The organism is Pseudoalteromonas sp. SR43-3 (genome assembly GCF_014163875.1).
GTDB lineage: Bacteria > Pseudomonadota > Gammaproteobacteria > Enterobacterales > Alteromonadaceae > Pseudoalteromonas > Pseudoalteromonas distincta.
The window spans coordinates 19,429-41,606 of sequence record NZ_JACJEC010000002.1 but is presented as its reverse complement, the minus strand read 5'-3'; the positions used below and the strand labels follow the sequence as shown (position 1 = coordinate 41,606).

The following is a 22,178-nucleotide window of genomic DNA, read 5'->3' as shown; positions in this document are numbered from 1 at the left end:
TCTGAAATATATACTCAAATGTATAAAATAAGTAAATGAATAGGTATGTAGAGAGTCTATTGCATAATTAAAGAAGTGAAAATTGAACGTGTATTGAGTAAAGTTTTATATACCCACAAGCGCTGTAAAAATAATTGAGCCCTTGTGGGTATATGCAATGATTAAAAGTAGTATTGAATTGCAAATTTAGCCGATGTACTACTTGTATACCATTGTTGGTTTTTAAGTTCAGTACGTATAGATAAATTACGTGATAAGGAGTAATTCCACTTTATTGCAAAGTCACTGTGTTTATCTGCTTGGCCATCTATTAACCATGTTATGTTTGCTGTAAGAGCGAGTTTATGACTGTTATTTATTTGCCATATTGCACCAGCTTCACTACCAATGCCTGTTGTTAGGTTGTCTGTTATGTCACCATTATTAAATTCAACTTGGCCAAGTAAATAGCCGTGTAACGTGTTTGGGTTACCGATTGATTTTCCGTATCCACCTTTAGCAAACCAACGACCTTGTTGAATATTATTATTAGGCTGACGATCAAAGCCCATTTTAAAGTTCCAAGACCAGCTATCAAACACGCGGTTATCGGGTGCAAGTGACATAGCATCTAATAAATAAAAATGCTCAAGTCGCGTGTTACCCTTGTCGCTTATGGCTCCTTCAATATCAAAAAAGCTAATTTGAGCACCAGGAATAAATCCAGCTGAGCTATCTAATAAATCATGGTATGCAAGGCGATACGCAAAGCTTGTTAAGTCACTTTGATGGGCGTACTCAGTTCTTCCAAGCGTTACTTTAGAAGATCCATGACCTTGCTCTGGAGAAGCAATAGGACGACTTGGCTTAGTAAATGGCGAAGCTACTTTATATTTGCTGCGCATTAGTAGTAGCTTAGTTAGTCGCGGTGCAATTTCTTCACGCTTTAATGCTTTATCGTAAAATTCAAAATTTAACCATTCATACGCCATTTCTAATATTGCGACTAATTGCGACTGTGAGTAATTACGAGTATTGAGGGAGCCACCTTGCATTAACTCTCTTGCATCATCAAGTTGTTCGTTAGTCATTTGAGTAGAGTAATGGTAAAGCTTAGTGCCAAAAGCAGGGCGGTAATTAGGAGTTTGTAGTAAGTTGTTATTTCTTAGTACTGCAACGGTATCTGATGGAATAGCTTGCATATTAAATGACGATGTTAAATCAAGGTCCTCTTGTGCGAGTTGTAATAATGCAAGTAATTGGTAAGAGCAGTTTTCATCAATAAAAAAGTAATCAAATGTAGCTGATTGTAGCTCCCATAAGTGCAATAAAATAAGCTCTACTTGTGGCTCAGATAAATTAAGTTTGTATTCCCAAATATCACGAGATTCTAAATCATTATATTCGCGTACTTTTTTATAGTACGGCATAAGCGAAAATTTACCAGGATAGCTGCCAATCAGGCCTTTTAGTGCGTACATAGCTGCATTGTCTGAGCCGTCTGGTTCTGCTGCAAAATTAACCGCAAATGCGAGCAACTCTTTATGGCGGGTCTGATCTTTTGCATCAATACGAAGTAAGGTGTGACCAAACATTGATGATGGGCTATTCATAAATGCAGTAGGAAAAACTAACGTAACCCCTTTTGGGTTTATTATTTTTTGCCACGCCTGAAGCTCTGGGCAATTAAGCGCGGGCCAGTTATTTTTAATTTTTGTTTTTAGCCATTTATAGCGTGCTGGAAACCGACAGCGAGATTGTGTTGTTTTTGGGTCAGTATTTTTACCACTAAATGCGGCTATAGTGGCTTCAAGTTCGTCCAGTGGACTTGTTTTACCTATAGGAGATAAAAAAAACTCAGCACTATCTACTTCACTTTTCCAACCACCTAATGTGGCCCCACGGTAATGACCTAATTTGAGCCAGTAAGGGTCGGTTGCTAAGGTGTCATTTTTAAAACTTTGAGCGTTTACGTAAGTACTAAACAGCGCAATTGATAAAACAAAGAATATTTTTTTCATAATCACTAAACAATAAAAGCCGCTAGAGAAATACTCCAGCGGCTTTATTTATACGTATAAAACCGGCTAATTTAGCTGATTAAGAAAGAGTATAAGAAGCAAGTTGTGCGTTATTTGCAAGAACAGTGTTCAGGTTTTCTAAAACTGTTTGCGAAGTTACGTTTTCAGAAGTAAATACTGAAGAAAACTGTGCTTGAGCAAGCGCGTTGAATGCTGCTTTATCTTGATCTGCAACACCCCAAGCTTCAGCTAGAGTAGCTAAAGTTTCGCCTTCACCTTTTGACATATCACGAGCAAGTTGCTCCATGTTACCGTCAATGAATAAAGCAATTTTTTCTGAAGACGTTACTGTACCAGTACCATCACAACCTAAAGTACCAAAAGTGATACCAAAAGTTTGGTTACCAGAAGTACCGTTTGTTGTAGCGCCTAAAATTTTAACGCCTTTACCTTGCTGACCTGCAAATAACATAGAACCAAGACCACAACCAATATCTTGGTCAGCCATTGCGTTTGAGAAAGGAAGTAAAGATAGAGCTGCTACTGCGATTAGTTTTTTCATTTTCATAAATCCATATATGATTGTCTTTATTTAGGGTAAATAAAGTTCGCGAAAGATTCTAACAGACTTGCAAAGAAAAAGAACAGCTTAAAACATGAATATTTTACACTCTAATTTTTCTACTATTTTAAAGCGAATGCTGGGAGAAACTAGACCAGTTCAATAATTTTTTATTGAACTGGTGGCGGCTTTTTACTTCTTGGGGCACCTAACAAAATACAGGTATGGCAAATACATACAGATAAAAATGCACTAATACCTAGTGCACCACCGTAGCCGTCAAGTTTTGGTACAAGAAATTCAAATAATATTGAAAACAAAACAGATGAGCTTGCTACCGTATAAATACCAAAACGATGCGGGGCGCTCATGCCAATAAATGTACCGCCAAAAAATATAATCGCGTATAAATCGGGGTTTAAATTCAATGCGCTAAAAATTAAGTAAGCAATAATAGAAAGTGAAGAGGATGCTCTTATACCATCAAAGCGACTATGTTTAGCTAAGTAAAACGTTAAAAAAGCACCAAGCAGTACAAGTAATGGGTATTCAATACTCATAGTACGATTCCTTTAGCTAATACAAAAAGTGCCACGCTTGCAAAAGCGACACTGCCAAGTTTGCCACCAAAGCCTGTAAACATATTCATAGTAAGCACATACAAACTTGAGCCAATAAGCGAAATAATAGCAATTTCCCAGTAACTGGTAATTAAATGGGTTGAACACATACCGGCAAAACTACCAGCATAAATTGCAGCATAAGGATGGTTTTTATAACGCGCAGGAAAAGGAATAAAAGAGCCAATAAGCCCCGTTAGCGCGGCAGAAATTACTAAAGGCAGTGCAAAAGTAGTGTGCATAGCAAAGCAAGCTACAAAGCCTAAAAAGAAAGTAATGAATTTTAAAAGTAAGAATTTAATCATAGCGGCGCATTTTAAACTAATCCTTTTGCGCTTTCTAATACTCTCTAACAAATAAATGTTATAAGTAATTACACATTTAAAAAGCGTGTTTTTTAAACGACTCTTAGGTATTAAATATGCTTAATAGCGTTGCTGTTAATGTTCTATAAATCACAAATCATGTATAATGGCGATAATTTAATGTATTAAAGTGTTAACCAAGGGTTATTTATGTCTAACTGTTTGCATCTGGCTATTCCGGCTGGCGATTTAAAAGTGGCTAAAGCGTTTTATTGTGACGTACTAGGCTGTAAAACGGGTAATAGTGAAGAAGGTCGCTGGGTAGATATAGATTTTTGGGGCAATGAACTTACCTTACACCAAAGCGTTGAGCGCCTACCAACAGTTCGCCATGATGTTGATATGGGAGCCGTAGCAGTACCTCACTTTGGTATTCACTTATCTGAAGATGAATTTAACGGGTTAAAAACACGTATTGAAGATGCGGGTATTGAATACCTAGATAAACCATACCGCCGTTTTATTGGTGATGAGTTTGAGCAAGAAACGTTTTTTATTGAAGATCCAAATGGCAATGTGCTTGAAATGAAAACCATGGTAAACCCAGAGGTTTTATTTAAAAAAGTATAAATGCTGTTGCTTAAGTTAAGCTAAAAAACCACTTCAATAAGTGGTTTTTTTATAACTATTAATCAGTGTTTTGATAAATTAGTTAATATTTACAGGTAAAAAAATTACGCTACATACATGATTTTTATTCACTCTACAATATAAGTATAGACACCTAGACTTAATTTCAGCTCTCATATTTTATTGTTATTTATGCTGCTTAAACTCATAATTGCTCCTTTGCTTATTTTACTAATAACATTCGCCCAAAAACGCTTTGGTAGTTTTGTTAGCGGCATAATTCCTGGTTTGCCTATTACCTCTGGCCTATTTCTTATTTTATAGCATTAGAACAAGGTAAATTATTTGCAGCTAACTCAGCGGTGGCCTCTCTTTATGGTATGAGCGGTATAGGCTTATTTTGTTTTAGTTACTTGGTTGTTTCACAAAGATTTGGAATGCTTAAATCGCTTTTTACAGCGTTGAGTATTTGGTGTGTATTTAGCGTTATTACTTTATTTTTACCAGTGAATATTATTGTGGCGAGGGTGATTTCGCTTTGTATTTTACTCGGTTTAGCTATTATCTCTACAAGGCTAAATATATCAGTTGATGCAAAACCATTAAATGCCCGCTGGGAGCTTTTGGTAAAATGATATTAGTGACGGGCTTTATCGTACTTGTTACGTTTATATCACAGCATATAGGGTCTGCGTGGAGCGGTTAATCTCTACCTTTCCGGTTATTTTAGCGGTAATGGGCAGTGTTGCCCATTTTAGTGACAAACAAGCCTCAACGTTATTTACTATTATTTTTAGCCACTATATAAACCGTAAGCCGTTTGCTAAGCCGGCTACGGTTTTAAATACTTAAAGTTAGCCATCAACTAAAGTGAGCGGCTTTACTTTACGCTGTAGTTTTTCATGATACATAGCGGTGTCGCCGGCTTTTAAAATTTCGTCAATATTTTTAGGAGACTCACTAAATACGCTGCTACCAATGCTTGCCTTTATAGCAATAGACTGGTCGTTATGCGTGATGGCGAGTTTATCTAACTCTATTTTTAGATGGTGTGTTTTTGGGCTTACTTGCGCTTTGCTGTAAAAGTGCGCAAGTACTACAAATTCATCGCCGCCTAAGCGGCCGACTGCATCGCTGGTGCGTACAATACTTTTTAAACTGGCGGCTACTTTACATAAAGCTTCATCGCCTACGGCATGCCCATAATTGTCGTTTATCTGTTTAAAGTCATCTAAATCTATATACATTAAACATAAAACTCCGCCTTTTTTTGCATGCAGCTCAATCAGCTCTGATGATTTTTTACCCCAGCCACGGCGGTTTAAAATGCCACAAAGGTGATCGTAATCGGCTTCGGTTTCGGCGCGTTTTTGTGCGATTCGCATACGGCTAATACGCCTAGAAACAGCTACTGCTAGTAAAAATGACTCCACAGCGAAAGCCAAAATAAATCCGTAACGTTGCATAAATGGGCTTTGATTAATAAGTAATACTCTAAATATCATGCTTACGAGCACCAAGCTCAATGCTACAAAAACAAGCGTTGCTTCGCGTATTCCTTTGCGAGCCTGTTGTGCCGCTAAAACAAAAATAACAGTCACAATAATTAATGAGCCGTAAGCCATGATGTTGCCAGCTATTTGCCAAATCAAAGTGTTACTGAACAATATTTTTATTAAAGAAAAGCACATAACAATACCGGCCATAATTTTTAAAATCTTACTTGTTTTTGGCCATCTGTTGTTTAGTTCAAGTAATGCGCACATAAACCATGTAGCACTGAGTACTGTTAAACCTATGCTGAGTAAGTACAAATCAAATAGGAGTGATGAAACGTGGTCAGTTATAAATAAATAGAGTTGGCCTTCTTGAAGCAAAATAAAGCTGCCAATACAAAAAATATAAGCGCTGTATAGCTTAAATATCTTGTCGTGAAGCCTGTAGCCCATTATAAATACGTAAAAAATGAGTGTGATACACAGCCCATAAAAAGCACCCATAATGAGATTATGTTGCTGTGTTTCTTTAAAAAAAACTTGTGTATTTTGCCACTTAAAGCGTGGTGTATAGTTAAGTTTTGACTCAACTGTAATAATGGCTGTAAAGTTTCCTGAGTCCATTAAAAATGCCACTTGTGCCGATTTTAATGGCTGCTTTATTACACCGTTTTGCTGCCATGTAAAATCATCAAGACCTGGGCGCAAAAACGAAAGTACGCCGCCACGCTTTAACAAGCAGTTAAGCTGAAATTGGTTTGTACCGCGTTTTGCCTGAAGTTCAGAAGTTGTATTAGGTTGTAAAGATGATGGAGGGGACTGACTATTTAAGGGGGTAATATCGCAAAAATCGCCTGCATTGCTATTAAATGCTATTAAGTAAATAAAAAAAAGAAATACGTATTTAGCACCTCCGTGTAAAATATTAGGAACTGTATTTTTATGATGTTTTTTGTCAGCCATAAGCACTTCCAAGCTCAACTACATTTTTTTATACTAGCAGAGCCCACCTATTTAGCTATTAGTTAATTAGTTAAATTAACTGTGTAATTGAGTTAATACTTCGCTAGGTGTTTTATTAAAGTGGCGTTTAAATTCGCGGCTAAATTGCGATGGGCTGGTATAGCCAACCTTTAATGCAGCTTCGTTGGCTTTACTTCCACTAGTGGTTATAAGTTCTTTAGCCTTAGCTAAGCGTACTTTTTTTAAATACTGTAGAGGGGATTCAAACGTTACTTGCCTAAAAGCACGATGAAACGACGATACGCTCATGTTTACATCTTCAGCTAACCCTTCAACCGTAATTTGATTGGCATAACTACTGTGCATAGTTGAGAGCGTGCGGGCGATACGTGCATAATGCCCATCATGCATAGCAAGCCCTATTAAAGTATGTCCTTGTGGACCACAAAGTACGCGATATACCAATTCTTTTACTATATCCTCGCCAAAAATGTCAGCCTCAATGGGGTTATTTAAAACAGCTAATAACCGGTGAGTAACGAGCTCCATTGCTGTATCTAAAGTTGCCGACTGTACTGCGCCAATTTGTGCAGAAGACGATGATGCTGAAAGAGGCTTATGCTGCATTATTTGATTAACGAGTTTGTGTAGCATTGCAGGGTTTATATCTATGGCAATGCCCATAACGGGTAAGTCGTTATCAGTAAATGCTTCACACTCTAATGGCACCGGTACGCCAAGGACTAAGTAGTCGCCTGCGCCGTATTTTATTTGATGTTCAGGAAAGTGAATTATTTTATGACCTTGCCCAACAATAATAATACCTGAGTTATATATAAGCGGCTGGCGCGGCGAGCTTTTAGTTGCTCGATGAAAATACACGCCTGGAATAACAGTTTCCATGGTGCCTTCAAAGCTGAGTAATTGGTTATGCTCGGCGTATTGTTGCAACATATTGGCTATGGTGGGCATAAAAGGCATCTTTAATTGAGTGTATTTTGCGTAAAATAACAATGTTGGTAGTTTTAGGCAAGCTTTTGCGAGTTATTGGGCTTTTTTTATGTTTGTTTTGCTACTAATATGCACTCATTGGAATTTAGCTTAGCTAGTAACTAAGCATTCTATTTAGTATTTAACCGTCACCTAGGAGCAAAATAATGAAATTTAGCTACGTAAATCCAACTCTTATCCAATTCGGTCAGCAACAAATTGCGGCACTATCTGATTTGATCGCAAAAGATCAAAAAGTACTTGTAGTGTACGGCGGCGGTTCAATTAAAAAGAACGGCGTGTACGACCAAGTTGCAGCAGCACTTGAAGGCTTTGACTGGGTTGAGTTTTCGGGCGTTGGCGCTAACCCAACAATTGAAGTGCTAGACCAAGCAGTAAAAATTTGTAAAGAACAAGATATTGACTTCGTATTAGGCGTAGGCGGCGGTTCAGTGATCGACGGCGTTAAATACATTGCCGCATCAGCCGTTTATGATGGCGAAGGTTGGGATATTCCTACTGGTAAGCATACTATTACTAGTGCATTACCAATCGGTGCAATATTAACATTGCCTGCAACGGGTTCTGAATCTAACCAAAACTCAGTTGTGAGCAAAGAAGCAACGAAGCAAAAACTACCGTTTGCATCACCAGAAGTACTTCCTAAATTTGCGATTATGGACCCTGATGTAATGAAAACATTACCGCAGCGCCAACTTGTGAATGGCTTAGTAGATGCATGGGTTCACACCTGTGAGCAGTACCTAACATTCCCTGAAACAGCATTAGTTCAAGAAGGTTACGCTGAAGCACTTTTAAGAACGCTTAAAACTTTAGGTGATAACTTTGAAAACCAAGATGACGCATGGCGTGCAAACCTTATGTGGGCTGCTAACCAAGCACTTAATGGTTTAATTGGTTCTGGTGTATCGCAAGATTGGGCAACACATATGATTGGCCACGAGCTTACAGCGGCTTACGGTGTTGATCATGCACGTTCACTTGCTATTGTTCAGCCTTCTTTATTACGTAACCAATTTGCAGTTAAAAAAGCAAAGCTTGAGCAAATGGGTAAAAACGTATTTGGTCTTGAGCAATCTGAAGACTTAGCAGAGAAAACAATTGCAGCAATTGAAGCGTTTTACCACAGCCTTGACGTAGCGACCCAGCTTACTGAACATGGCGATGATAAAGCCGCTGCTATTGACAATATTATTGGTAAACTTGAAGCTCACGGCATGGTTGCTCTTGGCGAAAACCAAGCTATTACGCTAAAAGAAAGCCGCGAAATTTTAGAGCAAGCGGTTGCTTAATTTTCAAAGCTAAGCGATTACTTAAATATACTAGGGCGTGTTGATCTTTGGTGGGTGAATTTGCAGCAGTATGTTTGGTTTTTAGGCAAGGCGGAGCCTATGTAGTGTGGTTATTCCCCATGAATAGGCGATAACGCAGCATAAATACCAAACATGCGCTGCCCTTTGGGTTCTTTCTAGGGACGATTAACTCTTTGTTGCTCGGTTTTTACTTAGCCCACTAGGTTACAAACCTCGCGCCGCGATTTAATCGCCCCTAGATTGAACAAATTTCAATCCACAAAGATCAACACGCCCTAAGTAATACGTTAATAAAAAACCGTCAACCTTTGGGTTGGCGGTTTTTTTATGGATTATTATAAATACTGCGTTGCTAATTAACCAATAAATTTCGTATTAATGTTTTTTAATGATGATAGTAAACTGTGCTCAACGGTTAGGAAAAACCTAACGATTAAATAAATTTAAACAGGACTAAAACTCATGAAATTACTAAACACATTACTTAGCTCAAAAGCAGGCGTAGCAGCATTAATTTTACGAGTACCAGTTGGCCTTATTTTAGCGGCGCATGGTGCACAAAAGCTATTTGCTTGGTTTGGCGGTTACGGGCTTGAAGGTACAGGCCAATGGATGGCGAGTATTGGTTTAGAGCCTGGCTATTGGTTAGCAATGATGGCAGGTAGCGCTGAGTTTTTTGGTGGCATTGCATTAGCAATTGGTTTGTTAACTCGCCCAGCTGCTGTAGTTGCCGGCTTTACTATGCTGATTGCTATTTTTAGCGTACATATTAGTAATGGCTTATTTATGGCAAACAATGGCTATGAATACGCATTAACTTTACTAGTAGTAACTGTAGTTTTAGCAATTCAAGGAGCGGGAAGCTTTTCTCTTGATAACGTATTAGCTAAAAAGCTCGCTAATAAATAGAGTGTGTTAATTAAAAAAATAGCGGCCAATTTGGCCGCTATTCTTGTTTAAATTATTCAGCAGATAATGTTAAAGAATAACTGTACTGCTTTTGCTCAAGTAAATATTCTTTATGGGTACTTGGGCTCCATGAATCATCGCCACCAACCCCCATATGTTGATGATCAATGTGTACATGTACGCAATCATCAGCAATGAGTTCGTTAGTGTGTTTCGCTTGCGTTAACATACTTTGCGAATACTCACTGGCGGCAAATAAAAACGCACCGGTTACGGTTAAATTATTAATACTCAGTAATTGGCAATCACTACGCACGCCGTTATCGGTTGGGAAAATATACGGGGTATGTAGCTCATTTAAACTTAAGCTGTAATAACCTAAACGTGCTGCGGCTTTGCGATCTGGGTAGTTTTCAAAAGGCCCTAAACCACGCCAGTTTACTTTTGTATCGCTTTGCTTGTTAAGCGTTGTACTTAGCCCTATACGCGGCATTGGCGGAAGTGTATCGTTTAAGTGCACATCAACATTTAAGCTAATATTGCCGGTATTATTTAGTGTATATAGCCATTGTGTTTTTGCTTGTAGCACGCCGTTAAATTCATAATTAAATACACAAGTAATACGTATATCAACGCTTGATTGAACTGCGTGAATTGAGCTACATGTGCGCTGCCATTGCCCTATACCTGCACGTAACCAACGTGCCTCCCATGCATTAGGGTCTAGGTTATCTACTTCGCTTACGCCTATGTCGTTATCAAGCGGGGCGCGATAAAAGTTATCAACCAGTGGGCTACTAATAACCTGAGTATCGTTTTGTAACCACTGCTCTATAAGCCCTGATTGCTTGCTAAAAACAAGTTTAAACTTATCGTTTTCAATACTTAGTTGAGAGTCGGTTTCGTTAACACTTGTAGCGCTTTGCTCTGTAGTTGGTGCAAATGATTCACTGTTTAAATTATTACTATTTATAAGCTTAAACTGCTCGGTGTTTAATACATGCTCGGCACTTGCAAAGCTACAGTCGTTAATTAGTGCTACATCTAAATTAAGGTGGTATTGCGCACCTTGCTCAAACGTTGTTTTAGTTTTAATTGTTAACGTGTGTGTACTTTGCGGAGCAATATTAAGTATATGCTCGCCTTGTTCAACACAGATGCCATTTTGCATTAACTGCCAAACGAGCTTTTCGTTATCTGTGTGTCTAAATACATAATCGCTAAATACATCAACGGTAAATTGGTTTTGAGTCTGCTCGCGCAGCGTAAATTGTAAATGTTGCTGGCTGTATTTAGCTTCAAACAAGCTTGGATGCGGTGTGCGGTCAGGGAATAATAAGCCGTTAATACAAAATTGGCGGTCGTTTAGTTCATCACCAAAATCGCCGCCGTAGGCCCAGTAATGCTCACCATTTTCATCAGTTTTAGATAAACCTTGGTCTACCCAATCCCAAATAAAGCCACCTTGCAGGCGAGGGTATTCTCTAAATGCTTGCCAGTAATCGTCAAAGCTACCTAGGCTGTTACCCATTGCATGGGCGTACTCACATAAAATAAGTGGGCGCGTTTCACCCGGTAGGCTTAGCCATTTTTTTATTGAATATTTTGGTACGGCGTCATCGGCAACATGTGTATCTACACGGGCATACATAGGGCAAATAATGTCGGTTGCTGTGGTATTTGCGCCGCCACCTTCGTATTGCACTGGGCGAGAAGGGTCAAAGCTTTTTGACCATCCGTACATAGCATCGTGGTTGGCGCCGTGTCCGCATTCGTTACCCAGTGACCAAATAATAATAGAGGCGTGGTTTTTATCGCGCTCAACCATTTGTGTATAGCGCGACATAAATGCGCCAGCCCACTGCGGATCGCTTGCCAAACGCCCCATAGGAAACATGCCGTGGGTTTCTATGTTTGCTTCGTCCACTACGTATAAACCTAGCTCGTCACACAGCTCGTAAAAACGCGGGTGGTTAGGATAGTGAGCAGTACGTACAGCATTAAAGTTATTTTGCTTCATAAGCTTAATATCTTCAATCATATCGGCGGTAGTAACTGTATGGCCGTTTTCTGGGTGGTGTTCGTGGCGGTTAACACCGCGAATTAGTAGCGGTTTGCCGTTTAAGCAAAGCTGCCCGTTAAGCATTTCCACTTTTCTAAAACCAATGTTATAGGCTTCAACATCTACTGTGTTGCCTTGCTCATCAAGCAGGCTTACAACGCAGCGGTATAAGTATGGGGTTTCGGCGGTCCACTTTTTAGGGCTTTGTATATCAATGGTTTGAAATACAACATCGCTCCAGCCGCCTTTTTCATCAACGCGTTTATTGTTAGTGCTTTGAATTTGTGGCTCACACAATGCTTGCTCATTATCAAAAACCTGTACTGCTACTTGGTAGTTATTTGGCGCATTTATCGCGGTTTTTATATGTAGCGTTGCATCGCGATAGCAAGCGTCTAAATTGGGGGTTATAAACACATCACGTATTTGGTTTTGTGGTTTTGTAAGTAAGTTAACATCGCGAAAAATACCGCTTAGCCACCACATGTCCTGATCTTCTAAATAACTGCCATCGCTCCAACGAATAACCATAACCGCAATACGGTTAGTACCTGCCACTAACAGCTCGCTTAAATCAAATTCGCTTGGTAAGCGGCTATCTTGTGAGTAGCCCACCCACTGACCGTTACACCAAAGGTGAAACGCCGAGTTTACGCCTTCAAAAATAATATGGTTACGCTGCGCTAATTGATCCGGTGTAATAGTAAACTCAGTGCGGTAGCAACCTGTTGGGTTATCGCTTGGTACAAATGGCGGGTTAACTGCAAATGGGTATTTAACATTACAGTAAATTGGTTTATCAAAGCCGTGTAATTGCCAGTTAGAAGGCACTGTAATGCTTTGCCAGTCTTTGCTTAGTGTTTCACTTAGTAATGACTCATCAACCGCTTCGGGTTTATCAAATAATTTAAAATCCCATTGGCCGTTTAAACTTTGTTTTTGTGATTGTGTGTTAGTACGGGCATGGTCAACGCTTTTAAATCCATTGAGTGGGCTGTGCGCTTTTACTTGATTAACTTGTACTGAAATTGGGTTTTCCCAATCACGGCGGTTAATTATGTGTTGTAGTGAGTTCATTGGTATCCTATTGCATGTATGGCAATTATAGTGGCTTAAATATAGCTAAAATAATGCGTTGAGGTTATGCTTAAAGCTCTCTTTTATTTATCCAAAACTATCATTTTAAATTATGCGCAACACTATTGTAGATGTACTTGATATTGGCCCAGAGTGTACAGAGCGGTTTATTGATTTAACCACGCTTTCGCAAATGCCAAACCTTGAAATAGAGCTGGCAGGTTGCTCTAATTTATTGGGTGACTATTGTGTTGCACGTACTAACCCGCTCGAACACACTCTTTTTTATACTTTGGCTGGTCAGGGCACACTTAAAACAGTTAATAACCAATACTCATTAACTGAAAATAGCTTAGCTATATTGCCTGCAAGGCAAAGTTTTGAGGTTAAAATAGCAAGCGAAAAGTGGGATGTGATTTGGCTAAACCTTGCAAACACTAAACGTTGGCAACATTTAAATTTAGCACAGGCTAAGGTATTAACTAATCAGCAATTAGCGCCATTACATTTAGCTATGGAGCTTTTATATAGCGAAAGTAACGCTACTTTGCGCGAAGGTGTTATGCCTATTTTAAGCCACTATTTAAACGCTACGTTGCAAAGCGAGCCGCAAATAGGTGGGCAAAACAGATTAACCAGCTTGTTTTTAGAGGTAGAAGAGCGCCTGCAGTTTGATTGGACAATAGAAGTTATGTGCGAGCACGTGCATTACTCAGCACCGCATTTACATAGGTTATGCCAAGCGCAATTTGGTAAAAGCCCTATGCAGCAGCTTATTTATTTACGCATTAAACGAGCTAAAAGCTTACTACTAAATACTCGCTGGCCTGTTGCCCATATTGCTGCTTACGTGGGGTATCCTAATATATTTAATTTTTCTAAACGGTTTAAAAAATCAGTGGGTGTATCACCAAGTGAATTTAGAAAATAACGTAAGCGGCTCTCTACATTTGAATAAATTTAAGGTATTGTGCGATTTCTTAAATTGCATTTTAGAGTTTTTAGGTAGGTAATGCGCTCAAACTACTTTTTAGTCGTGATACTTTTAGTGCTTGTGCACAGCTTTATTAGCTGTGATGCGGCGGCGTATCATCTGCAAGAAGAAGTTGATCATGCTACGCATGTACATTCTCAAGCAAATGTAAACGATGAAGATGCGCAATCACCTACTGAAATACATGCCCATCAGCATTGCCACTGTGGTTACTACAGTACGCTAAATCACTCTATAAGCCCTGAGCAAAGCCAAGCTACACTGCCTGCGTGCTACAGCGGTTTAAACTATCCACCAGATGTTCCGCCACCAAATTTTTATAGCTAGTTTTTAATTTTAAACACTTTGTAAATAACTGCCTGCGCCTGTGCACTATAAGGCTAGTTATGTACATATTTAGGTTGCTTAATTGCGCTTGTTTTTAAAATAGGCGTAGTGATTAGGTCAACTCTGTTTGTTAAAAAACGGACATGCTATATGAACAAAAAACCACTTATGCTGGTGGCGCTACTGTGCGCATTACCTGCAATGAGCGTTTTGGCAAAAAATGAGCCTCAAAACGTATTAACGCTAAAGCAAGCGCTTAAAAATACCGAGCAGCAAAATGCTGAACTTAAACGCTACCCGTATCATCAAAAAATATTAACGGCGCTTAAAACCCAAGCTGCGCTTTCACCTAATCCTGAGCTGAGTTTTGAAGCTGAAAATTTTTTAGGAACCCACGGCTCCCATGCGTTTTCGGGGGCGCAGTACACGCTGGCTTTAAGCCAATTAATAGAGCTGGGTAATAAACGCCAAAACCGCATTAACTACGCCACGGCAAATATAAAAGCGCAAACAATTGAGTATAAAAATACTCGGTTAGCACTTTTAGCAACCACCGCTGAGCGCTATTACCAAATACTTAAATTTCAGGCGTTAATTGCTTTAAATAGTGAGCGTAAAAACACCGTTAAGCAGGCACTTAACGCAATTGAAAAACGCGCTAAAGCGGGTGCAGCCTCAAGTGCTGATGTAACCCGCATGCGTTATGCATTAAGCCAAGTAGATTTAAATACGCTGATGCTAAATAGCGAATTTGAGCGTGCGCGCTTAGCTCTAACCGAGCTTTGGCAAGAGCCGCAAGTGAGTGATTACTATGCTGGCGATTTATCACAAATAGCTGCTGTTAAAAGTGAAGCAGTGCTACTTGATGCGGTAAATACAGCACCTGAATTTGCACTGCTACAACAGCAATATATGCAGCAAACGGCTAATTTGTCGCTGCAACACTCAAGCGGGCAAAGCGATTTAACCCTGGGTGGTGGCGTGCGATATAACCAGCAAACTGATGCCAGCTCGTTGGTGTTTTCTTTTTCAATGCCGCTGCAATTAAGCAATTCTAATAGCGGTAATATTGAGGCTGCAAAGCATCAACTTACGCTACTCAATGAGCAACAAGGTCAATTACGTATTCAGCTACGCCAGCAAATACGCACGCTCTATGCGTATTATCAAGGTAAAACTGCGCAGGCACAGCTATTAACACATCAAGTTATTCCACAAGCACAAACGCTTATAAAACAAAGTTTAAAAAGCTATCAACAAGGGCAAATATCGGTGTTGCAATTGCTAGACGCACAGCAAGCTTTATTTGATTCTAAACGCGCACTTATCAACATCCATAGCGAGCTATATCAAGTGCTGCTTACCCTTGAGCGTTTAACTGGCCAACCTTTAATTGAGACTCATCAATCATGAATAACACTCTTATCGCATTATTTATAACGCAATTATTTACACTCCCATTTTTAAGTAGCACGGCTATGGCATCTGATAGCCATCACGAAAAAGGTCACGAAGAAGGCCACAAAGACGAACACACACAAAAAGGCCCACACGGCGGATTTTTACTAACCAATAACGCGCTTGATTTAGAGCTTAAGTTAACCCAGTTTGCAGGTAATACCGAGCTGCGAATATATGGGTTTAATAACGATAAAGCTGTGGATATAAACCAGTTAGACGTAACCATAAACGTGCAACGTTTAAGTGAAGAGCCACAGCTTATTCGCTTCAAAGCTGAAGATGACTATTTAGTAAGTACCGTGAGCGTAAACGAGCCGCATTCTTTTAAGCTTGATGTAATGGCACGCTATAAAGGCGTTGAAATAAATTATCATTATGAGCAAGAAGAAGGGCGTGCAACGCTAAGCTCCCAAGCAATTGAACGCGCAGGAATTAAAACCGAGATAGCAAAAGCAGGTAGCGTTGAACTAACAGATACTCTATTTGGTGTTATAGCACCCACCGCGCACGGCACCGTTGAAGTAATGGCGCCTTATACCGGCTTAGTTAACGATATCTTTGTAAGCATTGGTCAAAACGTTAAAAAAGGCGATAAGCTTGCCAGTATAACCAACCGCGAAACACTGCAAAATTACACCATAAAAAGCCCAATTACAGGCGTTATTACCGAGCAATATTTAAAGCGCGGTGAGCTTGCCAATAGCGCATTAATGCAAATAGTAAACCTTGAAACCGTATGGGTCGAGCTCTCGGCTTTTCCTGAAAATATTGAAAAGCTCGCCATAGGACAAAGCGCAAAAGTGTACGATTTACATCATCATTTAAATGCGCAAGGTGAGGTGTTTTACATAGCCCCGATGATGAGCGGCGGGCATATTGCGCGTGCGCGAATCGAGCTTAAAAACCCTAATGGTCATTGGCGTCCTGGTATGCATGTTAATAGCGACATTAGTACTGCAAAAGTAGATGCTGCAGTGCGAGTAAAGGCTACAGCTGTGCAGGAATTTAACGGCAAACCTAGTGTGTTTATTAAAAGCGGCAATGTATTTGAAGTACGCCCTGTAAAGCTTGGTGCTAAAAACAGCGAGTGGGTAGAGGTACTTGAGGGGCTCTCGCCAAATAGTGAGTACGTAACGCAAAACAGTTATGTAATTAAAGCCGATATTTTAAAAAGCGGCGCAAGCCACTCACACTAGGAGGCAGCATGATTGATTGGATAGTTTCTTTTGCGGTTAAACGCCGAATGATGGTGCTTGCGCTCACGCTTTTATTTGCTGGGTTTGGTGTATACAACACACAAAATTTAGCCGTTGATGCCGTACCCGATATAACTAATGTGCAAGTACAAATAAATACAAAAGCGCCCGGGTTTACCCCGCTTGAAGCAGAGCAGCGCATTACCTATTTAATTGAAACCGCTATGGCGGGCATACCAAAGCTTGATTACACTCGTTCGATTTCGCGTTATGGACTTTCGCAAGTTACCGTTATTTTTAACGAAGGCACCGATATTTACTGGGCGCGCCAGCAAATATCAGAGCGCATTCAAAGTATTCGCTCAGACTTGCCAGCCAATATTGAGCCAAACTTAGGGCCAATTGCCAGCGGGCTAGGGGAGATTTTTACTTACTCTGTGCATGCAAATAAAGGCGCATCAAAAGACGATGGCACGCCATTTAACGCAGAGGATTTACGTACTCTGCAAGATTGGGTTATTCGCCCGCAGCTATTAAAAGTAAAAGGTGTTACCGAAATAAACAGCCAAGGTGGCTTTAAGCGCCAGTACCAAGTAGCCCCCGTGCCTGAAAAACTACTCGCTTATAAGCTCACGCTAAGCGATGTAATTACTGCACTTAAATTAAATAACAGCAACCAAGGCGCAGGGTTTATAGAACGCTTTGATGGGCAATATTTAGTGCGCTCACCAGGGCAATTAAAAACCATTGATGATATAGCCAATACTGTAGTTGCTAAGCGCGATGATGCACCAGTACGGATTAAAGATGTAGCAAATGTGCGTTTAGGTAAAGAGCTTAGAACCGGCGCTGCTACTTATAATGGTAAAGAAACCGTGCTCGGCACCGCCATGATGCTAATTGGCGAAAACAGCCGCGTAGTGGCAAAATCGATGGCAGATAAACTCAAAGCCGTACAGCTAAGCTTGCCTGAAGGTGTTGTGGTAGAAGCAGTTTATGACCGCACAACCCTTGTTGATAAAACCATAGACACTGTAAAAACTAACCTGTTCGAAGGCGCGGTGCTGGTGGTTGTTATTTTACTGCTACTACTGGGTAACGTAACTGGCGCATTGATTACGGCAATGGTTATTCCGCTTAGTATGTTATTTGCCATTACCGGTATGGTGGGTAATCGCGTGTCGGGTAACCTAATGAGTTTAGGCGCAATCGACTTTGGTTTAATAGTTGATGGCGCTGTAATTGTGGTTGAAAACTGTTTAAGGCAACTTGGACTTGCGCAGCATAAACATGGCCGGCTACTTACATTAAATGAGCGTTTAAGTGTTGTAACCGCCGCTACTAAAGAAGTGTTTAGCCCTGCGGTATTTGGCATTTTAATTATTATGCTGGTGTATTTGCCGCTGTTTGCACTTAGTGGGGTTGAGGGAAAAATGTTTCAGCCAATGGCATTTACGGTTGTAGCCGCACTAGTTGGCGCACTTATTTTTGCTGTTACCTTTGTACCTGCCGCTATTGCGGTATGTGTACGTGGCAAGGTGAGTGAGAGCGAAAATGCGGTTATGCGCGGTATAAAAAGAGGCTACAAACCACTGCTTGGTTTATCGCTTAAGTTGCCGTGGGTAATGTTAAGCATTGCTGCTGTGCTTGTAATTGCACTTGGCTTTAAAGTTAAAAATATGGGCGCTGAATTTTTACCGCAGCTTGATGAAGGCGATATAGCCATGCACGCACTGCGCATTACCGGCACCGGTATTGAACAATCGGTAAAAATGCAAAAAGAGCTAGAGCAAGCCATTTTAGACATACCTGAAGTTGAAAAAGTATTTTCAAAAATTGGCACTCCAGATGTAGCAAACGATCCTATGCCACCTAACGTTGCCGACACCTTTTTAATGTTAAAGCCGCGCGAACAATGGCCTAATCCCGCTTTAAGTAAAGAAGATCTAGTTAAGCAAATTCGCCATTTAGTAAATGAAGTACCAGGTAATAATTATGAGTTTACGCAACCTATAGAAATGCGTTTTAACGAGTTAATAGCAGGCGTGCGCGCCGACGTTGCGGTGCGTATTTATGGCGATGATTTATCAACATTAAAACAGTATGGCGAAAAAGCCACAGCCTTGGTGCAAAACATTACAGGCGCAACTGATGTACGCCTTGAGCAAATGGAAGGTTTGCCTACACTTTCGGTAACGCCGCTTCGCGATCATATGGCGCTGTTAGGTTTAACAGTAACCGATATACAGCAAAGTGTAAGTGCTGCGGTAGGCGGTGTACAAACCGGGCTTATTTATGAAGGCGATAAACGCTTTTCGTTATTAGTGCGTTTAGATGAGCGCTGGTCAAACGATGTATCACAGCTTGCGCGTTTGCCAGTGGCCGTGCCCAAAAGTGCTAACCCCGACCTTGCATTTGTACCGCTTGGCGAAGTTGCAAATATTAGTATTGATAAAGGGCCTAATCAAATAAACCGCGAAAGCGGTAAGCGTAATGTTGTTGTTACTGCAAATGTAGAAGGGCGCGACTTAGCAAGCTTTGTAAGTGATGCACAAGCCGCTTTAAATTCAGATCTTAATTTACCAAGTGGTTATTGGATTGAATACGGCGGCACATTTGAGCAATTAGAATCGGCAAGTAAGCGGTTATCGCTGGTGGTGCCAGTTACTTTATTGCTTATATTTGGCCTGCTTTACAGTGCGTTTAATTCACTTCGTGATTCGTTAATTATATTTAGCGGCGTGCCACTTGCACTGACCGGTGGTGTGCTTGCGTTACTATTACGCGATATGCCGCTTTCAATATCAGCAGGTGTGGGGTTTATAGCGCTAAGTGGTGTCGCGGTATTAAATGGTGTGGTTATGCTGTCGTTTATTAAACAATTAAGAGCCGATGGGCTCAGTTTAATCGATGCGATACAAACAGGTGCACTTTCGCGCCTGCGCCCAGTACTTATGACTGCTTTAGTGGCAAGTTTAGGGTTTATTCCTATGGCGCTAAATACTGGCACCGGCGCTGAGCTACAAAGGCCGCTGGCTACGGTTGTGGTTGGCGGGATTATTTCATCAACCTTACTTACGCTATTAATATTGCCTGCACTTTATAAATTAGTGCATGCAAAGTTTAATAGGCATCAAGCAGCTTAGCCAGTTGAAGCTCAATACATAACGTAAAAAGCAGCTGAAATTTCAGCTGCTTTTTGTTGTTAAGTAAACTTTGCAGGTTAATTATATTGAAACAAGTTATCCCAGCGCTCATCCAAAATAGTTTTTGCGTGTTCCAAATTTATTGCGCTATACACATCATTAGTGCACGTTACTAAGCGCATACGCTCCAACTTTTCAAGCGCATCGCTAATTTCAAAATCAAGATCGCACTGGTATTTGCTTTTAAACCAATGCTCTATTTGTTCATCAAGCGTTTGGGCGGTTAAGCCGCTTTCTGATTTTAGTAAAAACGTATACGCAAGCAGCGCTTCTTTTATATCTTCTTCTTCGGCGGCGTCTATAAGGGTGTGAAAAACACCGGCGTTGTTATCAAGGTTTTTAAAGTAGAGGTTATCGCTAAGTGCTTTCATAAATTTAATTTTACGGTTTTTAAACTTACTCCATTCTCTAAAAATAAAGCTGCCAAATACCCCCATGCCAATAGCAAAGGTAATAAAGTGTTGTTGCGTCATTTCGACAGCTTCACTTCTAAAGCCACCCCAAAAAGCAAACAGAGCAAGCAATAATAAAATTGATGCACCAAGCTTAGTTATAAGTACCACCGCACCGCCAATTAAAGCCGATGAGCCAATAATTGCTTTATCAATAGGGCGCATGCGTACTTCACTGTTAGGAAATAGCATTTCGAGATCGGCTTTTGGCACATTTTGAAACAGCTTAACTATGGTCGAACTTGGCTCAAACCCTAAAGGCGTTTTATTTTTAGCTTCAAAATAAGCACTATCTTTAAAGCGAATAAACACGGCTACTCGGCCGTAATTAGTAAAGTGCAGCGGTTTTTTACGAAGGCCCCAAAAGCTGGTTATGGTTTCGGTCAGTTGCGACTCGCCACGGCGATAAAAAACCACTTCTTCAAAGTCATCAAATTCAACCTCAAGGCGCACTTTAAATAGTGACTCTTCGTTCAATGCATCTTGTAAGTCTTCATTGGTGATCACTTCAAAGTTAGCTGCATTAAGTACCTTAGCAAAATCTTTAGCAAAATCACGTTGGCACTGCGCTTTTTGATCCTCCGATACTGGAGCTAATGATCGCGTGTCACTGTTGGGATCAAAAGGGGCGTAGTTGTTTTTAAGTGATTCAAGTGTTGCGTGGTAATCGTAATGAATAAGGCTTGCTAGTAAATCGCAAAATTGTTCAAACGATGTTTGTTGTGTGTTGTTATTGAGCTCTTGGCTACACATATCAACAATATCTTGCTTTCTAAAAGGAATAAAACGCGCACTTTGCATAAACTTTAACTGCTTTGGTAGGTATTTAACTGCATTGACACATAATAAAATATTCTTATAAACATTGCTAATTTGTTAATAGTAAATAAGTTACGCAAGTAGTAGTGAAATTTTCAGGCTGTATTAACCTAATTATGTGATGATTAAAGCATATATAAATTTACTATCGCCTTTAAAAGGATTGAACATGGCCATTCAGAAAAAATTAAAAGAAAAAACACGTAAATTTATTGACTCTAAACACATGCTAACTGGTATTACTGTGGCGTCGTTTTTAGAGTCAACCATAGTGCCTATTCCACTTGAGGCTGTATTAGTGCCGTTAATGCAGGCTCGTCGTGAAAAACTATGGCTTATAGCATTAATGGCGACCTTGGGCTGCATAGTGGGTGCATTGTTTGGTTATGCATTGGGTTACTATTTATTTGATGCAGTAGGCGATTGGATTATTAATACACTTTCGAGCCCTGAGCAATTTGAAAACGTTAAACAAAAAATGCAAGATCAAGGCTTTTGGTTTGTAATAACACTGGGTATTGTGCCCATTCCGTTTCAAATAGCGATGCTTGCAGCGGGCGCGACTAAGTACTCTATTTGGTTATTTTTATTGGCCTCAGGTATTGCGCGTTCTATTCGTTACTTTGGCCTGGCTATTATTGTTTATTATGCCGGTAATGAAGCTGAGCGAATTATTAGTAAACATAAAACTAAAGCGATGATTGGCATTACTATTTTAGTGTTGGGATTGTGGGGACTTAGTACCGTAGTTTAAATTTGAGGGGGATTACGGTTT

Annotated in this window: 19 protein-coding genes; 11 read left to right on the top strand and 8 right to left on the bottom strand. The window is 40.1% G+C overall.

The genetic code is table 11. The features are described from left to right. Positions 1-161 precede the first annotated feature (161 nt). The 4 genes from H5088_RS02500 to H5088_RS02485 all read right to left on the bottom strand — a co-directional run bounded on the left by H5088_RS02500 (position 162) and on the right by H5088_RS02485 (position 3,424). Entirely contained in the window at positions 162-2,000 is a 1,839-nt protein-coding gene (locus H5088_RS02500) for a DUF4105 domain-containing protein (protein ID WP_182752144.1), read from the bottom strand. Between the two features lie 79 nt (positions 2,001-2,079). Beyond that, the gene (locus tag H5088_RS02495) at positions 2,080-2,562 is read right to left on the bottom strand and encodes a DUF3015 domain-containing protein (RefSeq protein WP_182752143.1); all 483 of its coding nucleotides are present in this window, start codon (positions 2,560-2,562) and stop codon (positions 2,080-2,082) included. A 170-nt stretch (positions 2,563-2,732) separates the two neighbouring features. Continuing rightward, positions 2,733-3,122: a hypothetical protein gene (locus tag H5088_RS02490; RefSeq protein ID WP_002962855.1), complete on the bottom strand. Its 390-nt coding sequence runs from the start codon at positions 3,120-3,122 to the stop codon at positions 2,733-2,735. Next, the gene (locus H5088_RS02485; RefSeq protein ID WP_002962854.1) at positions 3,119-3,424 is read right to left on the bottom strand and encodes a hypothetical protein; all 306 of its coding nucleotides are present in this window, start codon (positions 3,422-3,424) and stop codon (positions 3,119-3,121) included. Before H5088_RS02485 ends, H5088_RS02490 begins: the two co-directional genes overlap by 4 nt. Positions 3,425-3,697: 273 nt before the next feature. Here H5088_RS02485 and H5088_RS02480 point away from each other — a divergent pair, with 273 nt between their 5' ends. The 3 genes from H5088_RS02480 to H5088_RS20230 all read left to right on the top strand — a co-directional run bounded on the left by H5088_RS02480 (position 3,698) and on the right by H5088_RS20230 (position 4,969). Beyond that, a complete protein-coding gene (locus H5088_RS02480; RefSeq protein WP_010554617.1) occupies positions 3,698-4,117 on the top strand; it encodes a VOC family protein in 420 nt (139 codons plus the stop codon). A gap of 437 nt (positions 4,118-4,554) precedes the next feature. Next, on the top strand, positions 4,555-4,752 hold the full coding sequence (locus H5088_RS20235; protein ID WP_240915878.1) for a hypothetical protein: 198 nt from the start codon (positions 4,555-4,557) through the stop codon (positions 4,750-4,752). 58 nt (positions 4,753-4,810) lie between these two features. Continuing rightward, positions 4,811-4,969, top strand: coding sequence for a hypothetical protein (locus H5088_RS20230; protein ID WP_259398079.1), 159 nt, complete (start codon positions 4,811-4,813; stop codon positions 4,967-4,969). 2 nt (positions 4,970-4,971) lie between these two features. Here the strand turns inward: H5088_RS20230 and H5088_RS02470 are convergent, their stop codons facing one another. Both H5088_RS02470 and H5088_RS02465 read right to left on the bottom strand, forming a co-directional pair. Then, a complete protein-coding gene (locus H5088_RS02470; RefSeq protein ID WP_182752142.1) occupies positions 4,972-6,576 on the bottom strand; it encodes a diguanylate cyclase in 1,605 nt (534 codons plus the stop codon). A gap of 75 nt (positions 6,577-6,651) precedes the next feature. Beyond that, the gene (locus H5088_RS02465) at positions 6,652-7,548 is read right to left on the bottom strand and encodes an AraC family transcriptional regulator (RefSeq protein WP_182752141.1); all 897 of its coding nucleotides are present in this window, start codon (positions 7,546-7,548) and stop codon (positions 6,652-6,654) included. A 185-nt stretch (positions 7,549-7,733) separates the two neighbouring features. Between H5088_RS02465 and H5088_RS02460 the strand changes: the two genes are divergently transcribed. Continuing rightward, positions 7,734-8,879, top strand: a complete 1,146-nt coding sequence (locus H5088_RS02460) for an iron-containing alcohol dehydrogenase (RefSeq protein ID WP_002962851.1) — start codon at positions 7,734-7,736, stop codon at positions 8,877-8,879. A gap of 483 nt (positions 8,880-9,362) precedes the next feature. Continuing rightward, positions 9,363-9,809 (top strand): DoxX family protein, encoded by a 447-nt coding sequence (locus tag H5088_RS02455; protein WP_039490309.1) that lies wholly within the window; start codon positions 9,363-9,365, stop codon positions 9,807-9,809. A gap of 52 nt (positions 9,810-9,861) precedes the next feature. On the opposite strand, the gene H5088_RS02450 is transcribed toward H5088_RS02455, so the two are convergent. Then, positions 9,862-12,948 carry a beta-galactosidase gene (locus tag H5088_RS02450; protein WP_182752140.1) on the bottom strand — a complete coding sequence of 1,029 codons (3,087 nt, stop codon included), beginning with the start codon at positions 12,946-12,948 and terminating at the stop codon, positions 9,862-9,864. Positions 12,949-13,060: 112 nt separating this feature from the next. Here H5088_RS02450 and H5088_RS02445 point away from each other — a divergent pair, with 112 nt between their 5' ends. From H5088_RS02445 to H5088_RS02425, 5 genes are all read left to right on the top strand, one after another. Beyond that, on the top strand, positions 13,061-13,879 hold the full coding sequence (locus tag H5088_RS02445; protein ID WP_182738139.1) for an AraC family transcriptional regulator: 819 nt from the start codon (positions 13,061-13,063) through the stop codon (positions 13,877-13,879). Between the two features lie 81 nt (positions 13,880-13,960). Beyond that, complete coding sequence (locus tag H5088_RS02440; RefSeq protein WP_182693098.1) at positions 13,961-14,269, top strand: hypothetical protein; 309 nt, start codon at positions 13,961-13,963, stop codon at positions 14,267-14,269. 150 nt (positions 14,270-14,419) lie between these two features. Beyond that, complete coding sequence (locus tag H5088_RS02435) at positions 14,420-15,682, top strand: TolC family protein (RefSeq protein ID WP_182752139.1); 1,263 nt, start codon at positions 14,420-14,422, stop codon at positions 15,680-15,682. Next, positions 15,679-16,926, top strand: coding sequence for an efflux RND transporter periplasmic adaptor subunit (locus tag H5088_RS02430; RefSeq protein ID WP_182711864.1), 1,248 nt, complete (start codon positions 15,679-15,681; stop codon positions 16,924-16,926). The genes H5088_RS02435 and H5088_RS02430 overlap by 4 nt, the downstream gene beginning before the upstream one ends. 8 nt (positions 16,927-16,934) lie before the next feature. Then, positions 16,935-20,072 carry an efflux RND transporter permease subunit gene (locus H5088_RS02425; RefSeq protein WP_182752138.1) on the top strand — a complete coding sequence of 1,046 codons (3,138 nt, stop codon included), beginning with the start codon at positions 16,935-16,937 and terminating at the stop codon, positions 20,070-20,072. A 77-nt stretch (positions 20,073-20,149) separates the two neighbouring features. On the opposite strand, the gene H5088_RS02420 is transcribed toward H5088_RS02425, so the two are convergent. Then, entirely contained in the window at positions 20,150-21,385 is a 1,236-nt protein-coding gene (locus H5088_RS02420) for a TMEM143 family protein (RefSeq protein ID WP_182752137.1), read from the bottom strand. Between the two features lie 187 nt (positions 21,386-21,572). Here H5088_RS02420 and H5088_RS02415 point away from each other — a divergent pair, with 187 nt between their 5' ends. After that, positions 21,573-22,157 (top strand): YqaA family protein, encoded by a 585-nt coding sequence (locus H5088_RS02415; protein WP_182752136.1) that lies wholly within the window; start codon positions 21,573-21,575, stop codon positions 22,155-22,157. Positions 22,158-22,178 lie beyond the last annotated feature (21 nt).

Excerpts from the sequence above, each read along its gene's own strand:
- H5088_RS02500 (WP_182752144.1), bottom strand. The coding sequence starts at position 2,000 with ATGAAAAAAATATTCTTTGTTTTATCAATTGCGCTGTTTAGTACTTAC.
- H5088_RS02495 (WP_182752143.1), bottom strand. The coding sequence starts at position 2,562 with ATGAAAAAACTAATCGCAGTAGCAGCTCTATCTTTACTTCCTTTCTCA.
- H5088_RS02490 (WP_002962855.1), bottom strand. The coding sequence starts at position 3,122 with ATGAGTATTGAATACCCATTACTTGTACTGCTTGGTGCTTTTTTAACG.
- H5088_RS02485 (WP_002962854.1), bottom strand. The coding sequence starts at position 3,424 with ATGCACACTACTTTTGCACTGCCTTTAGTAATTTCTGCCGCGCTAACG.
- H5088_RS02480 (WP_010554617.1), top strand. The coding sequence starts at position 3,698 with ATGTCTAACTGTTTGCATCTGGCTATTCCGGCTGGCGATTTAAAAGTG.
- H5088_RS20235 (WP_240915878.1), top strand. The coding sequence starts at position 4,555 with ATGCTTAAATCGCTTTTTACAGCGTTGAGTATTTGGTGTGTATTTAGC.
- H5088_RS02470 (WP_182752142.1), bottom strand. The coding sequence starts at position 6,576 with ATGGCTGACAAAAAACATCATAAAAATACAGTTCCTAATATTTTACAC.
- H5088_RS02465 (WP_182752141.1), bottom strand. The coding sequence starts at position 7,548 with ATGCCCACCATAGCCAATATGTTGCAACAATACGCCGAGCATAACCAA.
- H5088_RS02460 (WP_002962851.1), top strand. The coding sequence starts at position 7,734 with ATGAAATTTAGCTACGTAAATCCAACTCTTATCCAATTCGGTCAGCAA.
- H5088_RS02455 (WP_039490309.1), top strand. The coding sequence starts at position 9,363 with ATGAAATTACTAAACACATTACTTAGCTCAAAAGCAGGCGTAGCAGCA.
- H5088_RS02450 (WP_182752140.1), bottom strand. The coding sequence starts at position 12,948 with ATGAACTCACTACAACACATAATTAACCGCCGTGATTGGGAAAACCCA.
- H5088_RS02445 (WP_182738139.1), top strand. The coding sequence starts at position 13,061 with ATGCGCAACACTATTGTAGATGTACTTGATATTGGCCCAGAGTGTACA.
- H5088_RS02440 (WP_182693098.1), top strand. The coding sequence starts at position 13,961 with ATGCGCTCAAACTACTTTTTAGTCGTGATACTTTTAGTGCTTGTGCAC.
- H5088_RS02435 (WP_182752139.1), top strand. The coding sequence starts at position 14,420 with ATGAACAAAAAACCACTTATGCTGGTGGCGCTACTGTGCGCATTACCT.
- H5088_RS02430 (WP_182711864.1), top strand. The coding sequence starts at position 15,679 with ATGAATAACACTCTTATCGCATTATTTATAACGCAATTATTTACACTC.
- H5088_RS02425 (WP_182752138.1), top strand. The coding sequence starts at position 16,935 with ATGATTGATTGGATAGTTTCTTTTGCGGTTAAACGCCGAATGATGGTG.
- H5088_RS02420 (WP_182752137.1), bottom strand. The coding sequence starts at position 21,385 with ATGCAAAGTGCGCGTTTTATTCCTTTTAGAAAGCAAGATATTGTTGAT.
- H5088_RS02415 (WP_182752136.1), top strand. The coding sequence starts at position 21,573 with ATGGCCATTCAGAAAAAATTAAAAGAAAAAACACGTAAATTTATTGAC.